This is a genomic window from Ensifer sp. BR816, assembly GCF_000378985.1.
Lineage (GTDB): Bacteria > Pseudomonadota > Alphaproteobacteria > Rhizobiales > Rhizobiaceae > Sinorhizobium.
This window is the reverse complement of the sequence record NZ_KB905370.1, coordinates 2,886,022-2,911,482: the sequence shown is the minus strand read 5'-3', so window position 1 is coordinate 2,911,482 and position 25,461 is coordinate 2,886,022. Positions and strand designations below refer to the sequence as shown.

The 25,461-nt window shown below is 60.8% G+C and carries 16 protein-coding genes and 1 pseudogene; 11 read left to right on the top strand and 6 right to left on the bottom strand.

What is annotated here, in order from left to right; genetic code table 11:
- Window positions 1-9: 9 nt before the first annotated feature.
- Complete coding sequence (locus RHIBR816_RS0114005) at window positions 10-1,044, top strand: IS110 family transposase (protein WP_026186978.1); 1,035 nt, start codon at window positions 10-12, stop codon at window positions 1,042-1,044.
- Window positions 1,045-1,571: 527 nt separating this feature from the next.
- Here the strand turns inward: RHIBR816_RS0114005 and RHIBR816_RS0114000 are convergent.
- Together RHIBR816_RS0114000 and RHIBR816_RS34150 are read right to left on the bottom strand one after the other, a co-directional pair.
- The gene (locus tag RHIBR816_RS0114000) at window positions 1,572-2,618 is read right to left on the bottom strand and encodes an IS110 family transposase (protein WP_026186977.1); all 1,047 of its coding nucleotides are present in this window, start codon (window positions 2,616-2,618) and stop codon (window positions 1,572-1,574) included.
- Window positions 2,619-2,739: 121 nt separating this feature from the next.
- Window positions 2,740-3,231: pseudogene (locus RHIBR816_RS34150) on the bottom strand (ABC transporter permease); the annotation flags it as partial.
- Window positions 3,232-3,921: 690 nt separating this feature from the next.
- On the opposite strand from RHIBR816_RS34150, the gene RHIBR816_RS0113990 reads away from it, so the two are divergent.
- The 10 genes from RHIBR816_RS0113990 to RHIBR816_RS37495 all read left to right on the top strand — a co-directional run bounded on the left by RHIBR816_RS0113990 (window position 3,922) and on the right by RHIBR816_RS37495 (window position 15,165).
- Window positions 3,922-4,746 (top strand): response regulator transcription factor, encoded by an 825-nt coding sequence (locus RHIBR816_RS0113990; RefSeq protein ID WP_026186976.1) that lies wholly within the window; start codon window positions 3,922-3,924, stop codon window positions 4,744-4,746.
- Between the two features lie 360 nt (window positions 4,747-5,106).
- On the top strand, window positions 5,107-6,423 hold the full coding sequence (locus RHIBR816_RS0113985; RefSeq protein ID WP_157628187.1) for an O-antigen ligase: 1,317 nt from the start codon (window positions 5,107-5,109) through the stop codon (window positions 6,421-6,423).
- 25 nt (window positions 6,424-6,448) lie between these two features.
- The gene (locus RHIBR816_RS0113980; RefSeq protein ID WP_018237177.1) at window positions 6,449-7,285 is read left to right on the top strand and encodes an AAA family ATPase; all 837 of its coding nucleotides are present in this window, start codon (window positions 6,449-6,451) and stop codon (window positions 7,283-7,285) included.
- Window positions 7,286-7,293: 8 nt separating this feature from the next.
- The gene (locus RHIBR816_RS0113975; RefSeq protein ID WP_157628185.1) at window positions 7,294-8,316 is read left to right on the top strand and encodes a hypothetical protein; all 1,023 of its coding nucleotides are present in this window, start codon (window positions 7,294-7,296) and stop codon (window positions 8,314-8,316) included.
- 139 nt (window positions 8,317-8,455) lie between these two features.
- Window positions 8,456-10,636 (top strand): pyruvate kinase, encoded by a 2,181-nt coding sequence (locus RHIBR816_RS0113970; protein ID WP_018237175.1) that lies wholly within the window; start codon window positions 8,456-8,458, stop codon window positions 10,634-10,636.
- Window positions 10,637-10,669: 33 nt separating this feature from the next.
- Window positions 10,670-11,227, top strand: coding sequence for an adenylyl-sulfate kinase (locus tag RHIBR816_RS0113965; protein ID WP_084811072.1), 558 nt, complete (start codon window positions 10,670-10,672; stop codon window positions 11,225-11,227).
- Between the two features lie 85 nt (window positions 11,228-11,312).
- Window positions 11,313-12,650, top strand: coding sequence for a cation:proton antiporter (locus RHIBR816_RS0113960; protein WP_018237173.1), 1,338 nt, complete (start codon window positions 11,313-11,315; stop codon window positions 12,648-12,650).
- Window positions 12,647-13,801 (top strand): PqqD family protein, encoded by a 1,155-nt coding sequence (locus tag RHIBR816_RS0113955; protein WP_018237172.1) that lies wholly within the window; start codon window positions 12,647-12,649, stop codon window positions 13,799-13,801. The genes RHIBR816_RS0113960 and RHIBR816_RS0113955 overlap by 4 nt, the downstream gene beginning before the upstream one ends.
- A gap of 29 nt (window positions 13,802-13,830) precedes the next feature.
- Entirely contained in the window at window positions 13,831-14,799 is a 969-nt protein-coding gene (locus RHIBR816_RS0113950) for a nucleotidyltransferase family protein (RefSeq protein WP_245262589.1), read from the top strand.
- A 90-nt stretch (window positions 14,800-14,889) separates the two neighbouring features.
- Window positions 14,890-15,165 (top strand): hypothetical protein, encoded by a 276-nt coding sequence (locus RHIBR816_RS37495; protein ID WP_084811071.1) that lies wholly within the window; start codon window positions 14,890-14,892, stop codon window positions 15,163-15,165.
- A 280-nt stretch (window positions 15,166-15,445) separates the two neighbouring features.
- On the opposite strand, the gene RHIBR816_RS35280 is transcribed toward RHIBR816_RS37495, so the two are convergent.
- From RHIBR816_RS35280 to RHIBR816_RS0113930, 4 genes are all read right to left on the bottom strand, one after another.
- Window positions 15,446-19,363, bottom strand: coding sequence for a metallophosphoesterase (locus RHIBR816_RS35280; RefSeq protein WP_018237170.1), 3,918 nt, complete (start codon window positions 19,361-19,363; stop codon window positions 15,446-15,448).
- Between the two features lie 211 nt (window positions 19,364-19,574).
- A complete protein-coding gene (locus RHIBR816_RS37960) occupies window positions 19,575-22,199 on the bottom strand; it encodes an RTX toxin (RefSeq protein WP_198294144.1) in 2,625 nt (874 codons plus the stop codon).
- Between the two features lie 204 nt (window positions 22,200-22,403).
- Window positions 22,404-23,642: a hypothetical protein gene (locus tag RHIBR816_RS34135; protein WP_198294143.1), complete on the bottom strand. Its 1,239-nt coding sequence runs from the start codon at window positions 23,640-23,642 to the stop codon at window positions 22,404-22,406.
- A gap of 309 nt (window positions 23,643-23,951) precedes the next feature.
- On the bottom strand, window positions 23,952-25,454 hold the full coding sequence (locus RHIBR816_RS0113930) for a lipopolysaccharide biosynthesis protein (RefSeq protein WP_018237168.1): 1,503 nt from the start codon (window positions 25,452-25,454) through the stop codon (window positions 23,952-23,954).
- Between the last annotated feature and the right edge of the window lie 7 nt (window positions 25,455-25,461).

Genomic DNA, 25,461 nt, shown 5'->3' with positions numbered 1-25,461 from the left:
GAGCCATCCATGGAACAGATTACCACGATTGGACTCGACATTGCCAAGTCGGTGTTCCAGGTGCACGCCGTTTCCGCAACTGGCACGGTGGTCGTTCGCAGACAACTGAAGCGCCGCTACGTCATTCAGTTCTTTGCGGGGCTCAAACCTTGCCTGATTGGCATAGAAGCCTGCGCAACAGCCCACCACTGGGGGCGGGAGCTGGCAAAACTTGGCCACGAGGTCCGGTTGATGCCGCCAGGCTATGTGAAACCTTACGTCAAGCGCAACAAGAACGATGCTGCTGATGCTGAGGCCATTTGCGAAGCGGTGACGCGACCGAACATGCGCTTTGTCCCGATCAAAACACCGGACCAGCAGTCGATCTTGATGCTTCATCGCACTCGAATGTTGTTCATCCGGCAGCGCACGATGACGATCAACGCGGTCCGCGCCCATCTTGCGGAGTTTGGTATTATCGCGGGCATCGGTCGTAATGGGCTGCAGGTGCTGCTTGATCTCATACGGAAGGGTGAAAAGGCAGAGATACCGCCAGACGCATGGCTATGTCTCGTAGCGCTGGCTGATCAGATTGATTTGTTGAGGCAACGCATCCTGAACATGGATCGGCAGATTCTGAAATGGCACCGCACCAATGATCTGAGCCGCAAGCTTGAGGGAATTCCCGGTGTTGGTCCGTTGGTGGCCACAGCATTGGCAGCCAGCATACCCGATCCGACGGCCTTTCGCTCCGGTCGTGACCTGAGTGCCTGGATCGGTTTGGTGCCAAAGCAGAGCTCGAGCGGCGGCAAGGAAAAGCTCGGAAGCATCAGCAAGGCCGGAAACCGATACCTCCGACAATTATTGGTACTCGGCGCGTTGGCAGTTATCAAACGAGCGAAACTATTAGGCCATGCTCGTCATCCATGGCTCGTCGGCCTGATGGAGCGCCGTCCGTCGAAGGTCGCGGCGGTCGCGCTCGCGAACAAGATGGCGCGGGTTGCTTGGGCGATGATGAGCCGTAATGAACCCTTTCGCGCAATTCCGGTCGCGGCCGGGACCTGAAACACGACGCAAGCGTCGTGACCACCGTTGGTAAGAGCAGGAGACTTGTAACGCACCTATGCCAGTCGGCCCGAGGAAAGGGACAACCCACTATGCGCCAGGCGCTTCGAGCGCGAGCTTTTGACCGGGACCCAATCCGCGGAGAGCATTATGGCCAGCGGCCCTCTGTGCCGCGTCGAAAGGCCGGACACATGGCAGCTCCGACCAGCAACGTGCGAAAAGTCAACAAACCTCTTGCCAAACCGGAGCCGTCCACACATGGCGCATTCCAGCCGACATCACGCCCGCTCCACTAGTACGGCGTTCAACGTCTTTTCGCGGCCCGCGCTTCTCTCCGGGATCGGCCTCAGCCCTCCCACAATGGGGTTCAGTAGATGATGTGGTCCAATCTATGCTGCATCCTGATGACGTGTCATCGGATAGCGCCGCCCACGAACTCACATCACCATCGTCCGCGAAGGACGTCTTCCGCTGCGAAGCGGAACTTTGAATTTCTCTTACATCGATTGCCCTGAGAACTGACTACTCTACACGGCCATGGCGCCAGCCGTCGCCTCCCGCGTCCAGCGGAATTCTGAGCCGTCCACCCACATCCGATGCATCACGACCGCAAGCCTGCGTGCCAATGCAACGTTGGCTTTCTTTCTGCCATGTCGCCTGGCAATGCTCATTGCCCATGCTTTAAGCCAGCACCATTTCACCACACGCGTCAGCATCGTCTGCGCCGCCTCGTACAGAAGCGCTCGCATCATGGCATCGCCGCATAAGGAGACATGACCGATCCGTTTGCTTTCGCCCGACTGGTTGAGCACTGGGGTGAGCCCCAGTACGGCTCCGACCGCCCGCGAATGGCGGAACCGGCTGGGAATGTCGATCGTCGAGACATAGGCGAGCGAGACAACCGGCCCGACGCCGGGCACCGTCATCAACCGCTTGCAAACTTCATCACACTTCGCCTCGTGGACGACCCTCTTGTCCAGTTTGGCGAGTTCTTCGCGCAGCTTGCGCCGTCCAGCGAGCAACGGTTCCATGATTTCCGCCAGATCGGGATCCGCTTCAACGAGTTCGCGTATCCTCTCCTCGAACGTGCCCCCCGAGACGACGCCAACCTTCAGCCCGAAATTGCGCAGGAGCCCACGCATATCGTTCTCGAGAGCGATCGCTTTTTCCTGTAACAGCGAGCGAGCCGTCAGCAGCGCGCGGCGCTTCTGGCTTGTGAGCGTCTTCACGTGCACGTTCTTGAAAAGACCGACGCGCATCATCTGCGCAATGCCGCGCGCATCGTTGCGGTCACTCTTGTTCGTTTGCGAAGCCTTCAGGAAGGCCTTCGTGTGACGCGTCTCGATGCAAAATACCGGAAACCCGGCCTTTGCCAGTCCTTCGAACAGCCATTGCGACATTGGCCCAGCCTCGAGGCCCACCCGTTCCAAGTTGAGCGCGGGATCACTTAAGATGGCAATCAAGTCCTCCGGGTGAGACACTACCCTCTTCTCCCAGCAGATCTTGCCGCTTGCATCGGCAATACAAACGCTCGTTTCTTTGACAGAGACGTCGAGGCCGGCGTAATGTTTCATGGCTGCGCTTCCTCTTTCTGATGCTTGTGGCTGTTTCATACAGACCACGTTCTATCATCAGCTCGGAGCGCAGCACCTTCCCTTCCGGTCGGCGAAGATGGGGCACGAAGCCGATTACCCCATCTATGCTGATCCTCGCTCCCGCCAGGATATAGGGAGTGGCAGCGGGTATCATGACGCGGACGAACATCGTCATCTGACCAGCTCCAAGGTTGCGGGCGGCCCGGATATAAATGCCGTCCACGTGGTGCACCCCGGCGACCGTATTCATCAACACCGGGAAGAATGCTCCGATGCTGATCAGAAAGACGGCGGGCGGATCACCCAACCCGAACCACAAAATAGCGAGCGGGATGTAAGCGATCGGCGGAATCGGCCGCAGCACCTGGATCAAGGGATTGAACAGCGCGTAGGCACGGTCGTTGGCGCCCATTATGAGCCCTAGCGGCAGCGCCAATCCGGCGCCGACAGCGAAGCCCACAACCACCCGGTACAGGCTTGAAATCGTATCCCCGATCATCTCACCGGAGAATACCCAGGCGAGCCAAGTATGTTCGGCTGGGTCAAAGGGTTCCGGGGGGCACAGATAGGCCCACCATTTCACCAGCACTTGGCCAGGCGCGCTGAAGCACGACAGAGCAAGCGAGATAACAAGGCGGACAGGAGAGAACCTATGTGGCTGCGTGGCGGTTGCCTATGCGGCTGCGTCAAGTACGAAGTCAAGCAACTCGATATGCCCATTGGGCAGAATGCGTGCCAATTTTAGTTGGATCGCCGGCGAAAATCAGCGCCGCAGTTTCGAGTCGTCACAAGGAAAGATCCGTTGCTTTTGCTCAGTTTGCGGTATTCATCCAATGCAGAGAGGCACGGGCAAACTGCTCGACGACCTCAAATGGGATCTTGCATCCACGTCCGAAAGTCTTCTTTTCGAACAGCCGAGCTGCCCAAGAAACTCTTCGCTACACGCGTTCGACCGCGACAGCGCCATTGGGAATGGAGGTTACGGATGAGCAAAACTGCACCAAAAGAGGTACGCAGAACCACGTTTTAATGCTTCAAAAGTACGTATTTTTCTGCACTATTCACGGGGCTTCAAATGAACGATACTTCAGTAAGCGCCTGTTGATCTCGTCAATGACAATTTCATTGCGCTACTTTTGAAGTAATCTTTGATTTATTATTTTTCATTTAGTACGTTTTTCGAGGAAAATGTGGTTAGCAAAGCAGACGCCTTAAACAAATATGCGCGAAGCAAGCCTCTCGATCTCAGCCGACCTTGGACGAATTGCCGAGGGCTACGGCCATGAACCCATCGAGCCCAGAAGGTCGAGGGAATGGGGAGGTCGAAGCCAAGTCTCATCAAGAGGACGCCGGCGACGAACCACAGGCAACGGAAACAGACGTGCAGCCGCCACAAGACCGGCACCTTGTCATCATCGACGAGCGGGTTCTTTGGCGCGACAGCCTTGCGCGAAACATCGCCGCCGACAATCCGGACAGGGCTATTCTTACGTTCGAGTCCTCCAAGGATTGGCGCCGGCATCGCGAGGAAGACACGCCACCGTCGGCAATCCTCTTGAACATTGCGGACAAGAGGGTCGATGATCCGGCTGTTGAACAGGAAATCACGATACTCGCATCCGAGCTCGCTCCGGTTCCGGTGATCGTCCTGTCGGACAGGGACGATCTAACACAGATCGTGAAGGCTCTGGAATGTGGAGCAAAGGGCTATATTCCTTCCTCCGTAGGCGTGGAGGTCTGTATCGAGGCTATCTCGCTTTCCCTGGCGGGTGGCATCTTCCTTCCGGCGAGCAGCGTCTTCGCGATGCGCCACCTGTTCGAAACGGGGGGCGCCGCCGAGCGGCCGCTGGCCGGTTTGTTCACCGATCGCCAGGCGGAAGTGGTGGAGGCGCTGCGGCGCGGCAAGGCAAACAAGGTCATCGCTTTCGAACTCAACCTGCGGGAAAGCACGGTAAAGGTCCACGTCCGCAACATCATGAAAAAGATCAAGGCGGCCAACAGGACCGAGGTCGCCTACAAGATCAACGATCTGTTTCCGGACCGTCCACCGGCACAGGAACCGAGAGGGACGAGCACAAGAGATCTCGGCTTCGACGATGACGACTGACCGACAATCGCTTTCTGCCGTGTCGAGACTCGAAGGATTGGCAAGAACCACCCAAGGCCGGAGATCATACGGGGCTCAGACGAAGGGCGTAACTTGCATAAGAATAAGCTTCAGTTTATCTTGATCATTAAGGTAGCGCCCTAGGCGATCAACGATTTCCGATCGGCGCCGCAAGCGGAAAACGCTATTGGAATGCGGGGATATTCACCTGTAGTGCGGCAGCTTAGTTAGAATTGCTTTCGACAAAAAATTCTATTTCCATTGTATCAATTCAGCCGCCGGACGTCGCGAAGCCTCCCGCCTAAATTCATTCGCGCAACACCATGCTGCGGGGTCGTACGCACCTTGCGAGCCTGATTTTTGCGCCGTGATCGTACCGGATCATCCTTGCTTCAAATCTCCCTTTTATTGCTTATCGCTTCGATCTGGTTTCCCGGTGCCACGCGGATTGCTGGAACGGATGGCTCGTTTTCCTTCCTGCTGGCACTGTGTTGCGCCACGATAAGCATGGCGTCCTATGGCGACCTCGCAAGACGCGTTCACCGCACCGAAGCGGCTGTGGCCGCGGCCTTGCTGAGCACCGCTGGCCTGATCATCATCCTGTCGCTGGTGTCGATGCTTTATACCGGCAATCCGATGCGGACCATGCGAGCGGTTTTCGCGCAAGTCTTCGGTTTCGCCACGATTCCCGCGATTGCGGTAATTTCCGCCAAACCGAACGGGTCGGTCGTGGTGGACAGGCTCGTCACTGCGATGATCGTCATGAGCGTTGCAACAGCATGCCTCGTCATCGTCGGACTCGGCGGCGCCAAATTCGCCGATAGAGCGGCCGGCTATTTCAAACACGCAAACCAGTTGGGCATCGCCATGTCGGCGGGCCTGCCGCTTCTCGCGGCCAGACTCGTCATTGCACGCAAACACCGGCTGCTTTTGTTCGGTTGCCTCGTGGCCGTGCTCCTCGGTTTGGTGAAATCGGGTTCCAAGACCAACTTCGTCGTCGGCGTCATAGGGCTCGGTCTCTTCTTTGCCCTCTATGCAATTTATCTCGCAGTCAGACGACAACGGCCATTGACGATCATTGCGGGAGCGGTCGCAGCCCCCCTAGTGCTTCAGGGCGCCTTGTTCATTCTGCAATCGCTTAACCCAAGGGCCTACCGGCTGTTGACGACGCAACTATCCGGCGGTGAGGCGCATTCGATCATATCGCGCGAGCGGCTGTGGTCCATTTCGATCGACCTGGGTCTCGCGCATCCGTTCACGGGTGTGGGGGCGGGTCAACCGATCGGCGATATCGCTCCCCATAGCCACAACCTGTTCGTTGAATACTTCCGAACCTTGGGTGTCCCGGGCGTCGCGCTCATAGCAGTTTTGGTCCTCATCGTCATGATTTACCTGATCGGCGCCGTCATCGCCACCTTGCGTGGCAAAGGCAGGAGTACCTACTCCACCGGCGCGAATGTAATGGTGCTCGGGACGTCGGTTTGTGTGTGGAACTATCTCCTGGCAAACCAGATGAGCGACTCTTTCGGTCCATCGACGGCGCCGTTCTTTTGGATTCCGCTCGCATTGCTGATCGCCTACCGCAACGTGCAGCGATCGATCCAGGCTGGTGCTGAAGGGAGCGACCGGGCATTCGCCGGCGTGATGCCGCACGCCGTCCGAACGCTAAGGACCTGAGGACGGCCGCTTTGGACCTGATCCGATGACGTCAGAAGGGTTACGCGAGACGACGCCCAGTGGTGACGCGCAAAGCGTTGCGGGGCAGCTTCTTCCGAAGGGCATTCGTTTTGTCGAATTCTATGGTCTGCCGGGGATCGGGAAGACGACGGCTTCCAGCGTCCTGGCCGCAAGGCTGCAGCAGGGCGGCTGCGTCGTCGACGAGAAAAGAATAACATGGGAAGACAAACCACTGCTCGCACGGCAAGTGCACAGAGTCGGCCTCGTTCTTCCCAGGTTGGTTGATCGAGAATTTCGTTCGATAGCCGCAAGAATCGTAAGATACATTGCCCAAGGCGGGCAGGAAAAGCCGATCGATCTAATCCGTTGGACATGGCACCTGTGGTCGGTCGCCGCCTATCTCCAGGAAGAAAGGTCGAAAGGTGCCGCCGTCACGATCCTGGATCAGGGATTGCTGCAGGGATTTTGGTCGGTCCTCCTGAAAAGCAGGGATCGCAAAACGTCGGAACATTGGCTTGATATCCTGTCCGCCATCGGCGTGGACGATATTGTTTTTGTGGATTTGCGCGGCGGGATCGATCTTGCGCAGGATCGGCTCCGGGGAAGAGATGACCGGGCGTCACGGCTGCAAAGAGGTGTTCCGGATGGTGAGGGTGCGCTCTGGACCAAGGCGGAACGCGCCTACCGCAAGATGGCGGCCGATCTTCGGAGGAGTGCCAAAGCGTCGGATCGCATACCAACGCTGGCGACAGTCGACGTGACCGCGTCGACGTCCCCCCAAGAGGTGGCGGATGCGACGCTTTCGGCGGTGCGCTTGGCCTATCGCGGCAGGTATCGGCAAGCCGCCTCGGAAAGCCGCTGAGCATGGAGATGAACCGCCGGTCATTCCTGCGCCTTGCCGGCGTCTGTCCCCCGCTCGGTCTGATGTTCGGCTCGGACACGATAGGCGCCCGGCGAGCGCCTATCGCTAAAGCCGAGGCGGAACGCGGCCACATCGTATTGACCGGTGAATTCGGCTACGAGCAGAAAATCATTCGCAACCTCCAGGCCGAAGCGACAATCGACGCAAGAAATGCCTCCTTCGCAGTCGCCAACAGCCGCAACCCAAGACCAAACGCGATTATCGGCTGCGATATAGGCCGACGGCCGGTAAATCCTTATCCCGTCGTTATTCGCAACTGCCCCGGAGTTCGGTTCGTCGGGGGGCGCATCGACGGCGAGGTGCCGCTCAAGGCGGACTGGGGACATGCATACTGCAACAGCGCCGCTCTGCTTGTCCGAGATGGAACGACGAGGGCGACGATAGAGGGCGTGCGCGCGCGCCGCTGCTGGGATGGTATTCGCTTCGCCGAGCGAGCGAACGGCTTCTGCTTGAAAGGCTCCTGGCTAAGCGAGGTCAGGGACGACGCGGTGGAAAATGACTATCTCGTCAGCGGCGTCATTGAGGATTGCCTCTTCGACGGATGTTTCTCGGGGATCAGCCTCGACCCGGGATCGCGTGATCGCGACGGCAGCGAGGAAATCGTAACGATCGACCGATCGCTGATCCGAATGCACCCCTATCTCGCCAAGGGCGAGGTGACGCATCAAGCCCCCGTCAAAGCCTCTGACGTATCCCCGAAATTGAGGATTACAGGGTCCGTCTTTGCGCTTTCCTCGGCAAACATGCGGGGATTTCGTCGACTGGAGCGAACCTGGCAGAGGATGATCGAAAGCCACGGCAACGCCCTCCTATGGCTACCCGACGAGCCAATCCCGCCCGCGCTGCCGCTACCGCCGAGAGGCTTTGATTTGCTGACCGGCGCTGACGCCCGCACATACTGGGAAAAGGCCCGCCGACGCTGGATCACCGCCCATCCCGAGGTCCCCCGCTTCTCGGACGACGAAACGTAAAATCATCCCGCAAGGGTTCATTCCCAGGCGGAATCGGGATCGATGCCGACGCGCTTGCCGGTTGAACGGAAGCGCTCGGGCTGCGCTACAGCGCATTCATGACGTTCATCAATTCGAATCGGACGCAAAGGTGGAAACCATGAAAGCCAGGGAAGTCGAGCTCTTGTGCACGCTGGGTCCAGCGTCCCTCAATGACCGGGTCATCCATTGGTTGGAGCGGGCCGGCACTTCGCTTTTGCGCCTCAACCTATCGCACACGAAGGTCGAGGAACTCGAGCGGATCATCAAGTTCGTCCAGCAGCGTACATGCATTCCGCTTTGCCTGGACACCGAAGGCGCACAGGTTCGGACCGGACCGTTGGCCGACGGCAAGATAATCGTACGGGAGAACCGGTTCGTGACGGCGCACGCCCGGCCGGTGGCCGGCGACCAGTTCAGTATCAGCCTGTATCCGGCTTATATCGTCAACAAGCTTGAAGTCGGCGATTTCGTCAGCATCGATTTCAATGCTGTCCTGTCTCAGGTCGTGGAGAAACGCAGCGACGAAGTAACTCTCCGGATCCTGAACGGGGGGGAGATCGGCCAGAACAAGGCCGTGACGGTTCAGCGACCGCTCGACATGCCGCCGCTCACCGGGAAGGACCTCGCCGCGATCGCAATCGGCAGACGAATGGGCATCCGCCACGTCGCGCTCTCCTTCGCACATCGCGCGTCCGATGTCGACGTGGTCCGCTCGCATGCGGGCGACGACGCGGTAATCATATCCAAAATTGAATGTCTGAGCGGGTTGCGCAACCTGGCAGCGATCGCCGAGAAGTCGAACGCCATCCTCATTGACCGGGGAGACCTGTCCCGGGAAGTCCCGATCGAACAGATTCCGGCCATCCAGAAGATGATCATTCGCGGGGCGAAAGCACATGGCGCCAAAGCCTATGTCGCGACGAACCTGCTCGAGTCGATGACGAGCGCGCCGACACCAACCCGCGCCGAGGTCAACGACATCTACAACACGCTCGCGGATGGTGCTGATGGCCTCGTCCTGGCAGCCGAGACCGCCATCGGCCAGTACCCGGTAAACTGCGCCCGGATGGTGGTAAAGGTAGCGGAGCAATTCCAGCGGAATGTCAACAATGGCGGACGGCCTATCCGGGTGCGCCCTTCGTCGCTGATCGCCGGTGCCGAGCCCCACGGCGGGCGTCTCGTCTGCCAGACCATGGGACCGGCCGACAACCCGGACATCAAGAACTTGCCGTCGATCACGGTCGGCGATGACGAACTGACGGATGTCGAGCAGCTCGTCCGCGGCACCTTCTCGCCCCTTCGCGGCTTCATGGACAGGGCGTGCCTGGAAAGCGTGCTCGAGGACAATCGGCTCCCCTCCGGACTGATCTGGACAATGCCGTTGGTGCTCGCCGTGCCGAAAGAAACCGCAAGCCGCTACTCGAAAGGTGACCGGATCCTGCTGTCCACCACATGCGGATCGCCGCATTCCGTGCTCGAAGTATCCGAGGCCTATCATTTCGAGCCCGAGCTTCTCGCGCGGAAGTGGTTCGGCACCGCTTCGCACGAGCACCCCGGCGTCGCCCGCGTGCGTGCGCGCGGCGGCCACTTCCTGGCAGGCAACGTCACCCTTATTCAACCGCTGCCCTTGCCATACCGGCGCTATGACCTGACCCCTTCGCAGTTGCGTACGGTTTTTGCTCATAAAGGCTGGAGCCGTGTGGTCGCCTTCCACAGCCGCAACCTCATCCATCGCGGGCACGAGGCGATTCAGATCGAGGCCCTGAACCGCACCTATGCCGACGGCCTGTTGGTCAACCCTATCGTGGGGCATGCCAAGCGTGGAGATTTCCTGCCGCATCTCATCCTCGACGGCTACCAGGCGATGCTCGACTACGGCATTTACCCGTCGGGTAAGGTGGTCCTTGCAAGCTTCATTACCTATCCCCGGTTTGCCGGCCCCCGCGAGGCAGTCTTCACGGCTCTTTGCCGCAAGAACATGGGCTGCACGCATTTCATTATCGGGCGCGATCATTCCGGCGTCGGCGGCTTCTACGGGCCGAACTCCAGTCGGGAGCTATTCGAAGAACTCGGCGACTTGGGCATTGAACCGATCTTCTTTGACGCGATCGGCTACGACACCCACTCCGAACGCTATGTCGATCTCAATGCCTGCGAGACCGCGCAGCCCATCAGCGGCACGGAAATCAGGCGCGCCTTGATGGCCGGAGAAGCGCTGCCGAATTGGATGATGCGCTCCGAGGTCCAAGACATCGTCCGCGCCGAATTGATGATGAAGCACGCGCTTTTCCAGGAATAGCACAAGGCTGGGGGAGGACCGGTGGTGAACGGAATGACGTATTTGGCGCCCGAAATTCGGCAGGAGAACGCTCGTCTGCAAGCCGGAACCGTGCTGTGGCTACTCGGACCGACCTCGGCGGGCAAAACGACGCTGGCGACCCGCGTCGTCGCGGACTTGAGAAAGAACGGTATTCCCGCCATTCTCTTCGACGGTGACGAGGTCCGCGATTTCTTTGGCGAGCAGCTCGGATTCGGCGCAGACAGCCGGTTGCGCGTCGTCTCAATCCTGGTGCATTTGGCCAACAAGGCAGCCGACGCGGGCCTCAACGTCGTGGTCGCCGCGCTGACGGCTGGGGACGATGCGCGCGCCTATGTTCGCCAAAACGCGATAAACCTGACGATCGGCTATGTCGCCTGCTCCATTCAAGGTTGCGCGCAAAGGGATCCGAAGGGGCTGTACGGGAAGGCGATGCGCGGCGAGATCAATACTCTCATCGGCTACAACAGCGCCTATCAACCGCCCGAGAGCCCAGACCTCATCCTCGATACCGAATTGCATTCGTTGGACGAACTGACGGCACGCATCGTTGCTTCCTATGCACAGGACTGACAGGCGCGCGCGGAGCGGCGTCGATGCGGAATCGATAGTGCCCAAGGTTCACTTCCTGAAACGCGTTAGCAATTGAGGTCGCAGCATGAACGATTCCGAAACCGCGCGTTTTTTCCTCTCCCTGGTCCTGCTGCTTATCTGCGCTCTGGGCGGTGGCCACGTGTTCGAGCGGCTGAAGATGCCACGCGTTATCGGTGAGATCGTCGGCGGAATAGCGCTTGGTCCGTCTGTACTGGGGGTAATCTCGCCCGAGGCGCACAAATGGCTCTTCGCCGCTTTTCCCGCGCAGGGCGCCCTGCTCACCGCTTTCTACTGGTTCGGCCTCGTCCTGCTGATGTTCACCGCCGGATTCAAAGTGCAGGCCGAGGGTGCGGGAGCGTCGGGCCGCATCGTTTCGGCGCTGGTCTTCGGCGCGCTCATGGTCCCGTTTGCACTTGGCTATGCGGGCGCCTCGCTGTTTGCGGACACTCGCCTCGGCGATCCTTTCGCCTTCGCGCTGGTGATGGGCATCGCGCTGTCCGTGACCTCTATCCCCGTCATCTCGCGTCTCTTTCTCGATCTCGGCTTGATGGGCACGTCGTTCGCGCGCAACATCATCGGCGCCGCCACCATCCAGGATCTCATTCTGTGGACCATCCTTGCGGTCGCCACGGCGGTGCAGCATGGAGAAGCCGCCAACGCAGCAGGCATCGGGCGCGTCGTCGCCATCACGCTTGCCTTCGTGCTCGGCTCGCTCTTCTTCGCGCCGGCAGGCGTGCGGGCGGTCCGTCGGTGGATCATCGGCAAGTTCAGCGAAGCGCCTTTTACCGGCTATACCATGCTGCTGTGCCTGATCTTCGTGGCGGCGGCCAGCCTCCTGAACGTGAACATCGTGTTCGCAGCGCTCGTTGCGGGCCTGGTGATGGCGCGGTTTCCCTCCCGGCATCTCGCGCCCGTAAAGCAACACATCGCGGATATCGCAATCTGGTTTTTCGTGCCGATCTACTTCGCCCTGGTTGGGCAGCGGCTCAATCTCGCGCACGAGTTCGACAGCACCCTCACCCTGTTGTTCATCGTACTGAGCACGACCATCAAACTGACGAGCTGCGTCCTCGCCGCCAGAATGGCGAATACCGATTGGGGCAGGGCGTTTGACTACGGCATCGCCATGAACACGCGCGGTGGCCCGGGCATCGTGCTTGCCAGCGTAGCGCATGCGGCCGGCATCATCGACAGCCGCATGTTTACTGCGCTCGTCCTCGCCTCGATCCTGACCTCGCTTGCCACTGGGCTATGGTTGCGTTGGCGGCTCGTGCGCAATCCGACGGCGTTCGCCGATTGGGGCGATCGCCTGCCGAGCGATGTCGCCACGGCCACCGCCGGCCCCGACATGCCGAACAACTCCAATGATCGCCGCTTCCGGCGAGCGGAAGGAACGTCATGATCCATCAAGAGGCGATTGGTAGGATGGCCGCGCAAGGTCCTGCCGATGACAAAGCGGCAAGGTTTGTGGTCCAGGCGCAGCTCGTGCGCATCAAGGAACAGAATATTCTGTTCAGTCCGTCCCAACGCGCCATTTTCGCCCTCAACGACACTGCCGTTGATATCTGGCGCTCCCTGCAGGAGGGCATGCCACCGGCGGCCATCTCGCGCAAAATCGCCCGCGGCCCCTTCGATACTGCCGAAGCCTACAGGCATGTCGAGGCGGCGCTCAAAGATTGGGAACAACTGGGCCTGATCCGGCCCTGTCCGCCTTCTGCCTGCGCCGCGCCCGACCAGCATGTCAGCCAAATGCTGGCTGTAGCGGGCCGCACCATCCAGATTGTCTATCCAGCCGCCCATGCCTTTCCGGCGAGCACCGTTTTCAAGCATCTCGAAAGCCGCAACGAGATCGCCGACATTGTCCTCCAGCCCGTCGAGCACGGCGAGAGGATCCGACTGTTCCGCAATGGTGAATGGGTTCTGTCCTGTTCCCCGGAAGAGCTCGCCACGGTCCTCAAAGGGGAACTGCTGAGCGACATTCTCAAACACGCGAAATATGAACTTGCCCTCCATACGGCCGCCCTGCTGAAGCGCGAGCGCCTCCTCCTGCTCTGCGGTGCGCCAGGGGCCGGCAAGACCACGTTGACATTGGCACTGGCGCGGGCGGGATTCGGCTTCGTCGCGGACGATGTGACGCTCCTGGACGCCGACGGACTTGGCGTGGGGCTTCCCTTTGCGCCCGCGATCAAACCGGGCGCATGGCCGCTGCTGGCCGAAGGCTATCCCGCCCTCGATCGAGCCCCGATCTTTCGTCGCCCGGACAGCAAGCGTGTGCGTTATGTTCTGCCGCAGGACTTCGTGCAGCCGCGGCCGAGTGCCATAGGCTGGGTGATTCTTCTCCGGCGAGATCGCGTCTCCCGGCCTCGCTTGGATCCTGTCGACACGGTCGGCGCCTTGCGCGGCCTGCTCAGTGGCGCGTTCGCGCCCGGCCAGGAGTTGGGCAATGCCGCGTTCGACGTGCTGAGCCACGTTATCCGATCTGCGGAGGTCTATTGCCTGACCTATTCCGACCTGCAGGATGCGGTCGAACTGGTCCGGAGAGCCTGTCGATAATGCGCTCAGGAAACGCGCTTGATACGTTGGTGGCCGGCCTCGGCGGTCGCGTGACTGACAAGGCAGATTGGCAAGCCGTGATTGCGCTTGCCAACCACACTTTGGTCACCCCCGCCTTGTTCTCGTCGCTCGATGAGGCTGGTCAACTTCAGCGTGTCCCTGCGGATGTGCGCGAGTATCTCGAGTTCATTCACGATTGCAATCGGCAACGAAACCTGCGCTTGCGGCAGCAGTTGAAGGAGGCCGTCGCCGCTCTCAACCGGCGCGGCATCGTTCCGGTTCTGTTGAAGGGCGCCGTCCGATTGTTTCTTTCGCCGCCCGATCACCCGCCGAGCCGGATGACGAGCGACCTCGACTTAGCCGTAGCTGCGGGCGAAGAGGCACCCGCCCAAGCCTGTCTCGAAGAGATTGGCTATCTTCAAGTGGCTTACGGTCGCGGCATGTCGCGCCCGCAAGACGCCGGCGTGCTTGAACTCCGCCCGTATCGAGCAGATGGTCTGGAGCAGCCGACGCTCATTGAGCAGTATGGCTTGCGGGCAAAAATTCCAGCCGCGACGTCTCGCGCCCTGCACTGGATACTGCATGATCTTGTCAAGGAGGGAGATTATTGGCGCGGCAGGATCGAGCTCAGGCACATGCATGATCTGGCGTTGATGGCGGAAGGCGATGCAATCGACTGGACGGCGCTGCGGGCATCGCTGCCGGACAAGAACGCGCGCAACGCCGTGGATACGCAACTTCTCGCCTTGCGCTACTTCTTCGGGACCAGCATTCCAGCCGAGTGTGCGCGGCGCCCGATCATTCGTCTCCACCATTGGAGGCGCATTTTTGCGTCCAGACACCCATTTCTTGGCGCCCCGCTGCGTCTTGCCGGCAACTTGCTGTGGGGCACCAGGCGGCTTTCACGCCTCCAGAAACTGGTCCGCCGCGGCCCAGTCTTCTTGGCGCGCCGCATTGGCCTGTTGCTGCTCGACAAAGATCTACACTCAAAGATTTAAGCACAATCAACCGATATTGATCGTTGCAATTATTGACTTGTAATGTTATTATTAATCACTTCTAATATTTTTATATTATAGGGGCGCGGGATGTCGATATCGAATGCCGAAGGGCCAGAAAAAAAGCTCGAGAGCTTAACATCAGAAGCGCAAGCACGTCGTGATTTTCTTACGAAGGCCGGGCGTTTCGCTGTTGTAACACCGCCGTCTATTACGCTTCTGCTGGGCACCAGCCTGAGTTCTGACGCCATCGCCAAGTCTAGCGGCTCACATCGCGGTCATGGATGGGGAAAGAAGAAGCATCATCATCACGGGCCGACCAAGCGTCTGGCACGTCTTCTTCTGCGTGGGAAACACAAGGGATAGTCTGACGTTGCTGCCTGGCGGTCTTGCCGCATGTTTCGTCAACTCTCATTTGAGGAGAACTACGCAGCAATTCGCAGGCGACAGCGGAGCTTTGCGCCACCGGTAACACCCGCGGCCTGTAGCCCGCGAAGTCCCTATGAGTAAATAGTCGATCACAAAAAAGCCGGCACCAAGTGCCGGCTTTTTTGTTGGGAACGGCGGGGGTGCCGGACGCGGCCGACACGTTCGGCGGTCGCGATCAGCTCGCCGCACACCTCCGGAGACCGCCTCGATACGAGAACTACACCAGGAGGAGATCCTTGCGGAAGTCGTCATCGTGAAACTGATCTTCACGAACGCCCAGCAAGGTGATCTGGTCCGTACCACCAAGACTGACCACCACATTCGAGCCCTGGTTCGTGGCCGCCTGCTGGAACTCGATGGCGCTGTCTATGCCGAAGGCACGCAGATCGAGGACGTCCCCAATGCCGGCACCGGCCCGGAAATTCACGATCGTGTCATTCCCGTCGCCGACGCGGAACACGAACAGGTTGGTGTTGTTGCCGCCGACCAGCGTATCGTTGCCGCGTCCGCCCGTCAGCGTCGCATTGCTGCCGAGTCCCCATAGATAATCGGCCCCGTTGGTACCGTTTATCGCATAGCCGCCATTAACGATCGTCGGGGTACGACCCGTCGGCGTGGCGACGAAGTAGGAGTCGGTAAGGCTGCTGGTTGCGGTGGTGCCGTTGAAACTGGTGACGTTATAGACTTCGATCAGCATGCCCTGATCGGTGATGGTGACGAGAGTGGCGCCGACATTGGGAATTTCGCGGCCGTCGCCGGCGAAGCCCGTCGAGAGATAAGGAAGCTGGACACCATCGCCGTTGTCGTCGCGATTTTCGCGGTAGTAGCCGTGCCTGTGTCCGGCGAATGCGGCATTCACGCCCCAGTTCTCAAATGGCCACCGCATGCTGCTGGATCCGCCGTCCGGGTTATAGGCCGTGTGGTGGAAGTAGGCGACGTTGAAGGTCGCATCGGAGCCTTCGAGAGTGGAGCGCATCCATTGGCCCTGGACCGATGTGGAGGTGCGGCCATCCGGCTCCTCGCTGTTGCTGTTCAGCCCGAAGAAGTGCACCGGGCCAATCTGAAAGTCGTAATACCGCTCGTTGTCGGGCAGCGTAAAATAGTTCAAGTAATTGGAGACGTTATTCGTCTCGTATTCGTTGTCGCCGATTATCGGGAAGAAGCGGTTGATGCTGCTGCCGGGTCCATAGGCGCCCTGATAGTTGCCGATGTAGTCGTGGTACTGCTGGCCGACCACCGTCTCATAGGTCTGCCCGGATGACGAGACATTGTCGCCTATGGTGAGGATGAAATCGACGTTCCAGCTGTGAATGAGCGCCGCGACCGCCTTTTCTCCGGTGAGATTGGCGTCGCCCGCATCGCCGAACACGGCAAAACGGTAGAGGGTCTGCGGCCCGGCCTGGGCCGCGACGCTGACGGTGTAGTCGTGCGTGGCGGTACTGCCGTCCGACGAGGTCGCCGTCACGTGAAGAACGATCGACGGCTCGTTTTGCGCATTGAGCGTGCCGGTGCCGGAACGGGTAATGACGCCATTCGCATCGATGGCAAAGCGCGCGTCGTTGACGCTGTAGGTAACGGTAGAGCCGGCATCGGAATCCTTGGCCGAAGCGGTGATGCCGACCCTGGTTCCGGCGGCGGCGCTCTGGACGATCCGGTTGGTGGCCGTGTCGGTGTCGGCCGGGTTGTTGAAGGCAACCGGCTCGGGGCTGTTAAGGACACCGAGCGTGAAGGTCTGAGTGGCGGTGCTTCGGTCGGACGAGGTCGCCGTCACTGTCAGCGTGATCGAGCTTTCGGTTTCGAAGTCGAGCGTGCCGTTGCCGGAACGAGTGATGACCCCGTTGGAGTCGATGGCAAAGCGCGTATCGTCGATGCTGTAGGTGACGGTGTCGCCGGCGTCCGGATCGCTGGCAGAGGCGGTGATGCCGATCGCCATGCCGGCGGCTGCCAGTTCGGCGATCTGGTTGGCCGCGGAATTGCTGTCAGCCGGGCTGTTGAAGGCGACCGGATCGCTCGCCGGCGGCACATAATATTCGATATGAAGCAGCGGTGCGGATGCGGCGCTGCTGTCAAACGCCCTGGCCGTGCGTGTGCCGGTGCCGGCGACGACGAACACCATGTCGTTGAGCGCCGTCCAGCCGCCGCGGTCGATGATCTCCTGGATGATCGCCTTCAGATCCGGCGTGCGCTGGGCAAGTCCGGCTGCGCCCCGTGTTGTCCAATCCGGCGGCGCCCAGGCGACGGAGGCGTCGGTGGTCGGGCGTGAGGAGAGATTGAACTGCGCGGTGGTGAAGTCGGCGGCATCGTCGACGTCCTGACCGCGGATCAGCAGCGACACAGCCCCGGTGCTCACCTGGTCCACCGTAAACTGGATATAGGCATTGGTGATGATGGCACCCTTGGGGATGTCCATGCCGGTGAAGCGCATCCCGATGGTCTGGATCTTGGCGCCGTCGACCGCCAGCTCGAGATCGCTGCTGTTGGTCGTCATCGCACCGGTATCGCGCTGCTCGACGTCGTCGATACTCGCCGCAATCCTTTTCTCAAAAATGGTCTGCGGTCCAGTCTGCGAACCCACGTTGACCGTATAGTTCTCGGTTGCGGTGCTGCCGTCGGAAGAGGTTGCAGTCACCGTCAGGGTGATCGACGGCTCGGTTTGGCCATTGAGTGTCCCGGTACCCGAGCGGGTGATGACGCCGTTGGCATCGATCGCGAAGCGAGAATCGTTGACGCTGTAGGTAATGGTCGATCCTGCGTCGGGATCCCTGGCCGAGGCCGTAATGCCGACCCTTGTGCCCGCCGCAGCGTTCTGGACAATCTGGTTGGCGGCGGTGTCGGTGTCTGCCGGCGTATTGAAGGCGACGGCCTCCTGGCTGTTGAGGATGTTCAGCGTGTATGTCTGGGTTGCGATGCTGCGGTCGGACGACGTGGCCGTCACCGTCAGCGTGATCGAGCTCTGCGTCTCGAAGTCCAGCGTACCGGTTGCCGAGCGGGTGATAACGCCGTTGGAATCGATCGCGAAGCGCGCGTCGTCGATGCTGTAGGTCACCGTATCGCCGGCATCGGGATCGCTCGCCGAAGCGGTGATGCCGATGGCTGTGCCGGCCGCCGCGAGCTCGGCGATCTGGTTGGCGGCGGAATTGCTGTCGGCCGGGCTGTTGAAGACGACCGGATCACTGGCCGACGGTATTTGATATTCGATGTGCAGAAGCGGCGCCGTCGCAGCACCGCCGTCGAAGGCTTTTGCCGTGCGCGTGCCGGTGCCGGTGATCACGAAGGCGATATCGTTGAGGGCAGCCCAACCCAGGCGGTCGACGATCTCCTGGATGATCGCGCTGAGGTCCGGCGTGCGTTGTCCGGCGCCAGCCTCGCCGCGTACCGTCCAACCCGCTGGCGTCCACGCGACGGATGCATCCGTCGTCGGGCGCGAGGTAACGTTGAATTTGGCGGTGGTGAAGGCGGCAGCGTCGTCCGCATCCTGGCCGCGGATCAACAGCGAGACCGCTCCGCTCGTCACTTCGTCTGCTGTAAACTGGATGTAGGCGTTGGTGATGATCGCGCCCTTGGGAATGTCGATGCCCGTGAAGCGGATCCCGACGGTCTGTCCGGTGCCGTCGTCGACGGTCAATTCGAGGTCGCTGCTGTTCAACGACGTCGAGCCGCTCGACCGCTCCTCGGCGTCGTCGGCGCTCGAGGCGACCCTTGCCTCGAAGATCGAGGGGGCGGCAAGCAGACTGACGGCGGCGGTGCTGAGCGTTTGCGGGCTTTCATCCGTCGCGTTCGCCGTCGGGACGGACGCCTCATCCGGGTCGCTCCCGCTTGTCCGCCGTTCGGGGCTGGAAGGCTGTTTGCCTCCGAAACCGTCGGTCGGACTGTTGCTTTCGGGCGGTGCAGCATCGGAAGCTGGGTTGTCACCGTCCTTGCCGGCCTCGCCGGATCGGTCGCCGTGATCGGGAATACCGATACTCCCCGAGCAGGGATCGAGAAGCCCCCTCACGGTCGGAATGGCGGCTCCGAACAATGACGTGAAACCGTCATCGAACAGGTGGTCGCCAATGAGATCGAAATTCAGATCGAAGTCGATCGCGAGCAGTTTCGCGTCGATTGCGCTAGACGGAATGCGAGGTAGTTTCGACATGTGCTATCCCCTTACCGCTGCCAGGTTGAGCGCCTCGATTGATGCGATCTCTCAAAGCCGGTGCCACGACGCGAGCGAACACAATCGCCCGCCGCCGCAATCGACTGCGAGAGCTGAGTATTTCCGAAGATCGGATGGGAACCGTACCCGGACCGGTTGATAGTCGGCCGGTCTACCGGCCCCAGCGGGCCGGTCATCGTGGCTGGTTCATTCAGGCAAGCAGCCAGGGGTTGAGCAAGAACTCATACACCTTGCCGTCGTTCTCGTTCGGGTTCGAATCGTTGTCCGTACCGCGATCGACGATGTAGAGGCTCATCTGGTTCGCATCCGCGCTGCTCGGCGCCAGCGCCAAACCGGCCGGCTTGCGGGCTTGTGCGGCCGAGATGTTCAGCGTCCCCAGCAACTGGCCGGTCGTGGACAGCATGGCCACCTCAGTCCGCGACTTGATGACGTAGAGGAGATCGTGGACCGGATCGTATTCGACGCAGGGATCCCCGTTGGTCAGCGAGCCTATCGAGAAATTCGTAATTATATCGTCGCCGGCGCCCTCGAACTTTCCGTTCGCACCGGGGTTGATGGTGTAGATCTTCGCCGACCCATCCGCGATGTACAGGACGCCACGCTTGGTGTCGAAGGCTATGCCCTCCGGGTCCGAGCTGCCGAAGGTCGACGTCTTGAACGAGGTCACGATGTCGTCGGACGTACTGTAGAGCCCGTCCGCTCCAGGGTTGAGCTCGTAGATGCTCCTGGTACCGGTGTCGTCCGTGAAAAACAGATGCCGATTGGTCGGATTGTAAGCAACCCCGCTCGGCTCATCAGAGAAACTTGCGGTAGTGAGCGACCTAACGAGCTGCCCGCCGAGGCTCATTTCATAGAGATTTTTGCCCTTATAGATCGACATCTCGTCGACTTCCGCGTCGGAAATCAACAGCGTGCCGAGATGCGAGATATAGGTGATCCCCGAAGGATCGGGGCTCGCCGGCGACCACTGCGATGTCAGTATGGTCCGCACCAAGCTGGCCGAAGTCGGGAGCTGATTGCTCGTGCCGGTCCCGACCTGCAGGTTGAAGCTTTCGGTGTCCGTACTTCCATCCGAGGAGGTTGCCGTTACGACGAGGGAAATCGACGGCTCGGTCTGAGCATTGAGCGTCCCGGTGCCGGAACGGGTGATGACGCCGTTGGCAGCGATCGTGAAGCGCGCGTCGTTGACGCTATAGGTGACGGTGGAGCCGGCGTCGGGATCACTGGCCGAGGCCGTGATGCCCACCTGGGTGCCTGCGGCAGCGTTCTGGGTGATCCGGTTGGTGGCCGTGTTGGTGTCGGCCGGAGTGTTGAAGGCGACGGCCTCCTGGCTGTTGAGGATGTTGAGGGTGTATGTCTGGGTCGCGGCGCTTCGGTCGGACGAGGTCGCGGTCACCCTCAGAGTGATCGAAGTCTGGGTCTCGAAATCGAGCGTCCCGGTGTTCGAGCGGGTGATGACGCCGGTGGTGGCATTGATGGCAAAGCGCGGGTCGTCAATGCTGTAGGTGACCGTATCGCTGGCATCGGGATCGCTGGCCGAGGCGGTGATCCCGACTTGCGTGCCTGCGGCGGCGAGTTCGGCGATCTGATTGGTGGCCGTGTTGATATCGGCCGGCGTGTTGAAGACGACCGGATCGCTGGCCGGCGGCACATAGTATTCGATGTGCAGCAGTGGCGCGCGCGCCGCACCGCCCTCAAAGGCTTCCGCCGTGCGCGTACCGGTGCCGGTGATCAGGAACACCATGTCGTTGAGCGCCTGCCAGCCCAAGCGATCGACGATCTCCTGTATGATGGCCGCAAGATCCGGCGTGCGCTGGGCCAGGCCGGACTCGCCGCGCGTCGCCCAGTCCGGTGGTGCCCAGGCCACGGCCGCGTTGGTGGTCAGCCGTGAGGAGGCATTGAACTGGGCGGTGGTGAAGGCCGCCGCGTCGTCCGCGTCCTCGCCACGGATCAGCAGCGAAATCAGCCCGGTGGTCACCTCGTCGACCGTGAACTGGATGTAGGCGTTGGTGATGATCGCGCCCCGGGGGACGTCGATGCCGGTGAAGCGGAGCCCGACCGTCTGGTTTATGCCGTCATCGACAGTGAGTTCGATATCGCTGCTGGTGCTCGACATCGAGCCCGAAGCCCGTTCCTCGACGTCATCGGCACCCGACGCCACCCTTGTCTCGAAGATCTGGTCAGCGGCAAGCAGGCTGCTGGTGACCGCGAGGCTCTGCAAGCTCATCGCTGTGGGGGTCTCCGTATCGTCGGTGCCGGTTGCGAACGCAGCCGGCTCCGGCGATTGGTCGGCCTGGCGTGCCGACGCCGTTGCCGCCCGCTCCGTCGACCCGGTTTCTGCCGCCGTTTCTCTGGCATTCGCCGTCGCCCCCGGTGTCGTGGCGATGTCGCTGACGCGGCTACCAATACAGCTGTCGTCCACGTGGTTCCATATGTCGGAGCTGGCCGCTTTCAGGGTGTCGTGCACGGTGCCGACACGCCGCAAACCGTTCGCATCACGTTCAAGTGCGGGAAGGATGTCTGCCAAGAAGGAGACCGGGAACTGCAAGCTGTTGTCACCGCCAGTTTCGGCAGCGACGCCATCGTTATCTTCCGAAAGCTTGTGCGTGGCGAAGCCCCGATCGCCACTCCCGTTCAAGATTACCGTCTCGGGCAGAGCGCCATCGGCACAAAGACGCCTCGCGACATCCGCACCGGCGATGCCGATCAGCATCATCGCCCCGTCATCGGCCAGTCGGTCACCTTTGATGCCGTAGTCGACGCCGAATTCTGTGACGAGGGGTTTGATACCAGGAAACCGAGCCAATCTAGCCATGTCGTATCTCCTTTGCGCTCGCTCTTTTCAGTTCTTGGGTTCATGCGTGGGGCAAGCTCTCCATTGCGTACCGGGGCTTTTCGACGCCATCAGCAGAGCGAGGCCTGCCCCGGGCGCCATATAGCAACCAGAAATCAGGCCTTGGCCGCGTCCTGCCAGACGGCGTGACGTAGCGGCTGCTCGGACGAGCATTCTCTGCGCTGTTCAGGAAAGCAGCCAGTGATCGAGCATGAATTCGTACACCTTGCCGTCGTTCTCGTTCGGGTTCGAGTCGTTGTCCACGCCGCGATCGACGATATAAAGGCTCATCTGGTTGGCATCCCCGCTGCTCGGCGCCAGCGCCAGCCCTGCCGGTTTGCGCGCGTTTGCCGCCGAGATGTCCAGGGTCCCCAACAATTCGCCCGTCGTTGTCAACATGGCCACCTCGGTACGTGACTTGATGACGTAGAGCAGATCGTGGACCGGGTCGTATTCGACGCAGGGATCCCCGTTTGTCAGCGTGCCCATTGAAAAACTCGTCACTACGTCATCGCCGCCTACGGACGGCACGCCGTCGAACTTGCCGTTCGCACCCGGGTTGATGGTGTAGATCTTCCCTGCGCCATCCGCGAGGTATAGAACTCCGCGTGTGGTGTCGTAGGTTAGCCCTTCCGGATCTTTGCTGCCAAATGCCCCCGTCTTGAATGAGGTCACAGTGTCGTCGGACGTGTTGTAAAGCCCGTCCGCTCCGGGATTAAGCTCGTATACTTTCCTCGTACCGGTGTCGTCGGAGAAATAGAGATGCCGATTGGTCGGATTGTAAGCAGCCCCACTCGGCTCATCCGAAAAACTGATGGTGGTGAACGGTCTCACCAGCTGGCCACTCAGACTCATTTCAAAGGCATTCTTGCCCGTAAATATCGACATCTCATCAACTTCGGCGTCGGAAATCAGTAGCGTGCCGAGATGAGAGATATAGGTGATCCCCGAGGGGTCGGGGCTCGCCGGTGACCACTGCGACGTCAGTATGGTGTGCACCAGGGTCACCGACGTCGGAAGGGTGCTCGTGCCGGTCGTGACGCTTGCGCTGAAGCTTGCGGAAGCACTGATGCCATCGGACGAAGTGGTCATGGCCGTAAAGGTATTCGACGGCTGGAACGGGGCACTAAGTGTCCCGGCGTCCGAGCGCGTGACGGCGCCCTTGGCGTCAGGGGCGGTTATGCCGCCGTTGTCCACGTGGTCCCATATGTCTGACCTCGCCGCTCTCAGGGTGTCGCGCACGGTGCCGACGAGCGGCAAACCATTGACATCCGGTTGAAGTGCGGGAACCGCGACATTGGAATCGGCGATGCCGGTCAGCGTCATCGACCCGTCATCGGCCAGCTGGTCTCCTTTGAGGCCGTAGTCGACGCCGAATTCTGTGAAAAGGGGTTTGACGCCAGGGAACCAAGCCATTCTAGCCATGCGTATCTCCTTTACTTAGGCTGCGTTTACTCATGTTTTTTTGGGGGTCTGCCACCAGGGCAAATGCCATCGCTGCCGAGCGTGGACGCCCCACTTACCTATGATCGCTTCGCGGGTTCTTCATTGAGTGGCGCCGTCTCTCGCGGTGATGGAGGCGCTGAAGCCGTTCCTGGAAACAGGCCCGCGAGCCACCGGAGGACCATTCTTCGTCGGCACAACGAAAACGCCGCTCCTCGAGTGACTCGCAAGTCGAATACAACTGTGTTGGCGGATCGCCGGCCCGGCCTGTCGGTCAAGCCGCTCCCTCTTTTACCCCGGGCGGCTGCGCTGCAACCATGCGGGGGCCAACCCGGCAAGCAGGCGCACCACCGACTGCCCTTCCCTTCCGAGGAACAGGGCCGGCAGCAGCCAGCACAACGCCAGCGCCAAGATGCCTGCCGCGAATGCCACATTGAGGAGAAGGGCGAGCGGCATCACCTGGGCCTGGCGCAATTGCTCTGCCGCGATCCAGACGACCGGTCCGACGACGCCTGCAAGGGCAAGACCGGGCACATGTGCCGCGGCAAACTCGGGCCAGCGTATCCCGGTTACGCGAAGACTGAGATGCGCCATCAACATGAAGTTGGTCGCGACCGCCGCAACGACGCCGAACGCCACGCCCGATACCCCCCAGAACTGCCCGATCACGGCCCCCGTCGCGACGGCGATCACGTAGATTGCCTGTCGCCAAGCGCGGGCATAGACGACGCCGGTTGCACGCGCGACGGAATCGCTCAGCTTGTAGCTGGTGCGGAACAACATCCCGACTGCAAGGATCTGGAGGGGGGCGACAACCGCGGCCCATCCCGAGCCGAGCAGGACGAACACGAGTTCGGGCGCAGCGATAGCGACGATGACGCTGGCCGGCAACACGACAAGAGCGCAGGACGCGACCGCGCTGCGGTAGGCACGAGCCAGCCGAGCCGGCTCCTGCTGCACGAGCGCCATCGTTGGAAATAACACCCGATCGAGAATCTGCCCGACGAGAACCGCCGGCGTCGTCATTAACTGGGAGGAAAGCGAATACACGCCGAGCGCTTCCGCCCCGAGCCAGCGGCCCACGACGAGCTTGTCGACTTGCGTGGCAAGGTAATTGCAGATCCGCGCGAGTGTGAAGCCGCCACCGAAATAGAGCAGTTCGCCGATCGCGCGTCGTTCCAGCAAGAGCCTCTTTGGATGCGGTTGGCCGAGCAGCAACACGACCATGCGCAGGAAATGCTGGGTGACGAGTGCCCCTACCAATGCCCAGATGCCGAAACCGAGCAGAGCGAGAACCGGGCCTGCGACGACAAAGCCGACCGCAAAGGTGCAGGCATCGACGGCCGCCAGCCATTGAAAACGAAGCGCCCGCTGGGCAGATGCCTGTGCCACCATCGCAACCCCCTGGCAAAGGAAGACGACGCAGGTTGCGCGCACCACGGGCGCGAGTTCGGCAAGGCGCAGCGCCTTCTCGAGAGCCGGCGCACTCGACCAGACCAATCCGGCCACCGTGAGACTGAGGAGGAGCGACAAGGTGAAGCCGACCCGAAGATGGCGTTCCTCGAGGCTCGGCCGCTGCACGATTGCAGGAGCAACCCCAAGGCTCTCAAAGATGGCCGAGAATTTGATGACGATCAGGGCCGCGGCGTAGAGACCAAATTCGTTGGGAGAAAGCAGTCGCGCCATGACAAGGAGCGCGACGATCTCCGCCACGGCGAGAGCGCCCATGGACAGGCCCGTCCAGAACATCCCGACGATGCTGCGCCTTGCCAGTCCTTGCCGGATATCAATCACGCCTTGC

Coding starts and splice junctions, on each gene's coding strand:
- RHIBR816_RS0113960 (WP_018237173.1), top strand. CDS start 11,313: ATGAACGATTCCGAAACCGCGCGTTTTTTCCTCTCCCTGGTCCTGCTG.
- RHIBR816_RS0113990 (WP_026186976.1), top strand. CDS start 3,922: ATGAACCCATCGAGCCCAGAAGGTCGAGGGAATGGGGAGGTCGAAGCC.
- RHIBR816_RS34135 (WP_198294143.1), bottom strand. CDS start 23,642: ATGGCTAGAATGGCTTGGTTCCCTGGCGTCAAACCCCTTTTCACAGAA.
- RHIBR816_RS0113965 (WP_084811072.1), top strand. CDS start 10,670: ATGACGTATTTGGCGCCCGAAATTCGGCAGGAGAACGCTCGTCTGCAA.
- RHIBR816_RS0114000 (WP_026186977.1), bottom strand. CDS start 2,618: ATGAAACATTACGCCGGCCTCGACGTCTCTGTCAAAGAAACGAGCGTT.
- RHIBR816_RS0114005 (WP_026186978.1), top strand. CDS start 10: ATGGAACAGATTACCACGATTGGACTCGACATTGCCAAGTCGGTGTTC.
- RHIBR816_RS35280 (WP_018237170.1), bottom strand. CDS start 19,363: ATGTCGAAACTACCTCGCATTCCGTCTAGCGCAATCGACGCGAAACTG.
- RHIBR816_RS0113975 (WP_157628185.1), top strand. CDS start 7,294: ATGAACCGCCGGTCATTCCTGCGCCTTGCCGGCGTCTGTCCCCCGCTC.
- RHIBR816_RS0113970 (WP_018237175.1), top strand. CDS start 8,456: ATGAAAGCCAGGGAAGTCGAGCTCTTGTGCACGCTGGGTCCAGCGTCC.
- RHIBR816_RS0113980 (WP_018237177.1), top strand. CDS start 6,449: ATGACGTCAGAAGGGTTACGCGAGACGACGCCCAGTGGTGACGCGCAA.
- RHIBR816_RS0113955 (WP_018237172.1), top strand. CDS start 12,647: ATGATCCATCAAGAGGCGATTGGTAGGATGGCCGCGCAAGGTCCTGCC.
- RHIBR816_RS37495 (WP_084811071.1), top strand. CDS start 14,890: ATGTCGATATCGAATGCCGAAGGGCCAGAAAAAAAGCTCGAGAGCTTA.
- RHIBR816_RS37960 (WP_198294144.1), bottom strand. CDS start 22,199: ATGGCTAGATTGGCTCGGTTTCCTGGTATCAAACCCCTCGTCACAGAA.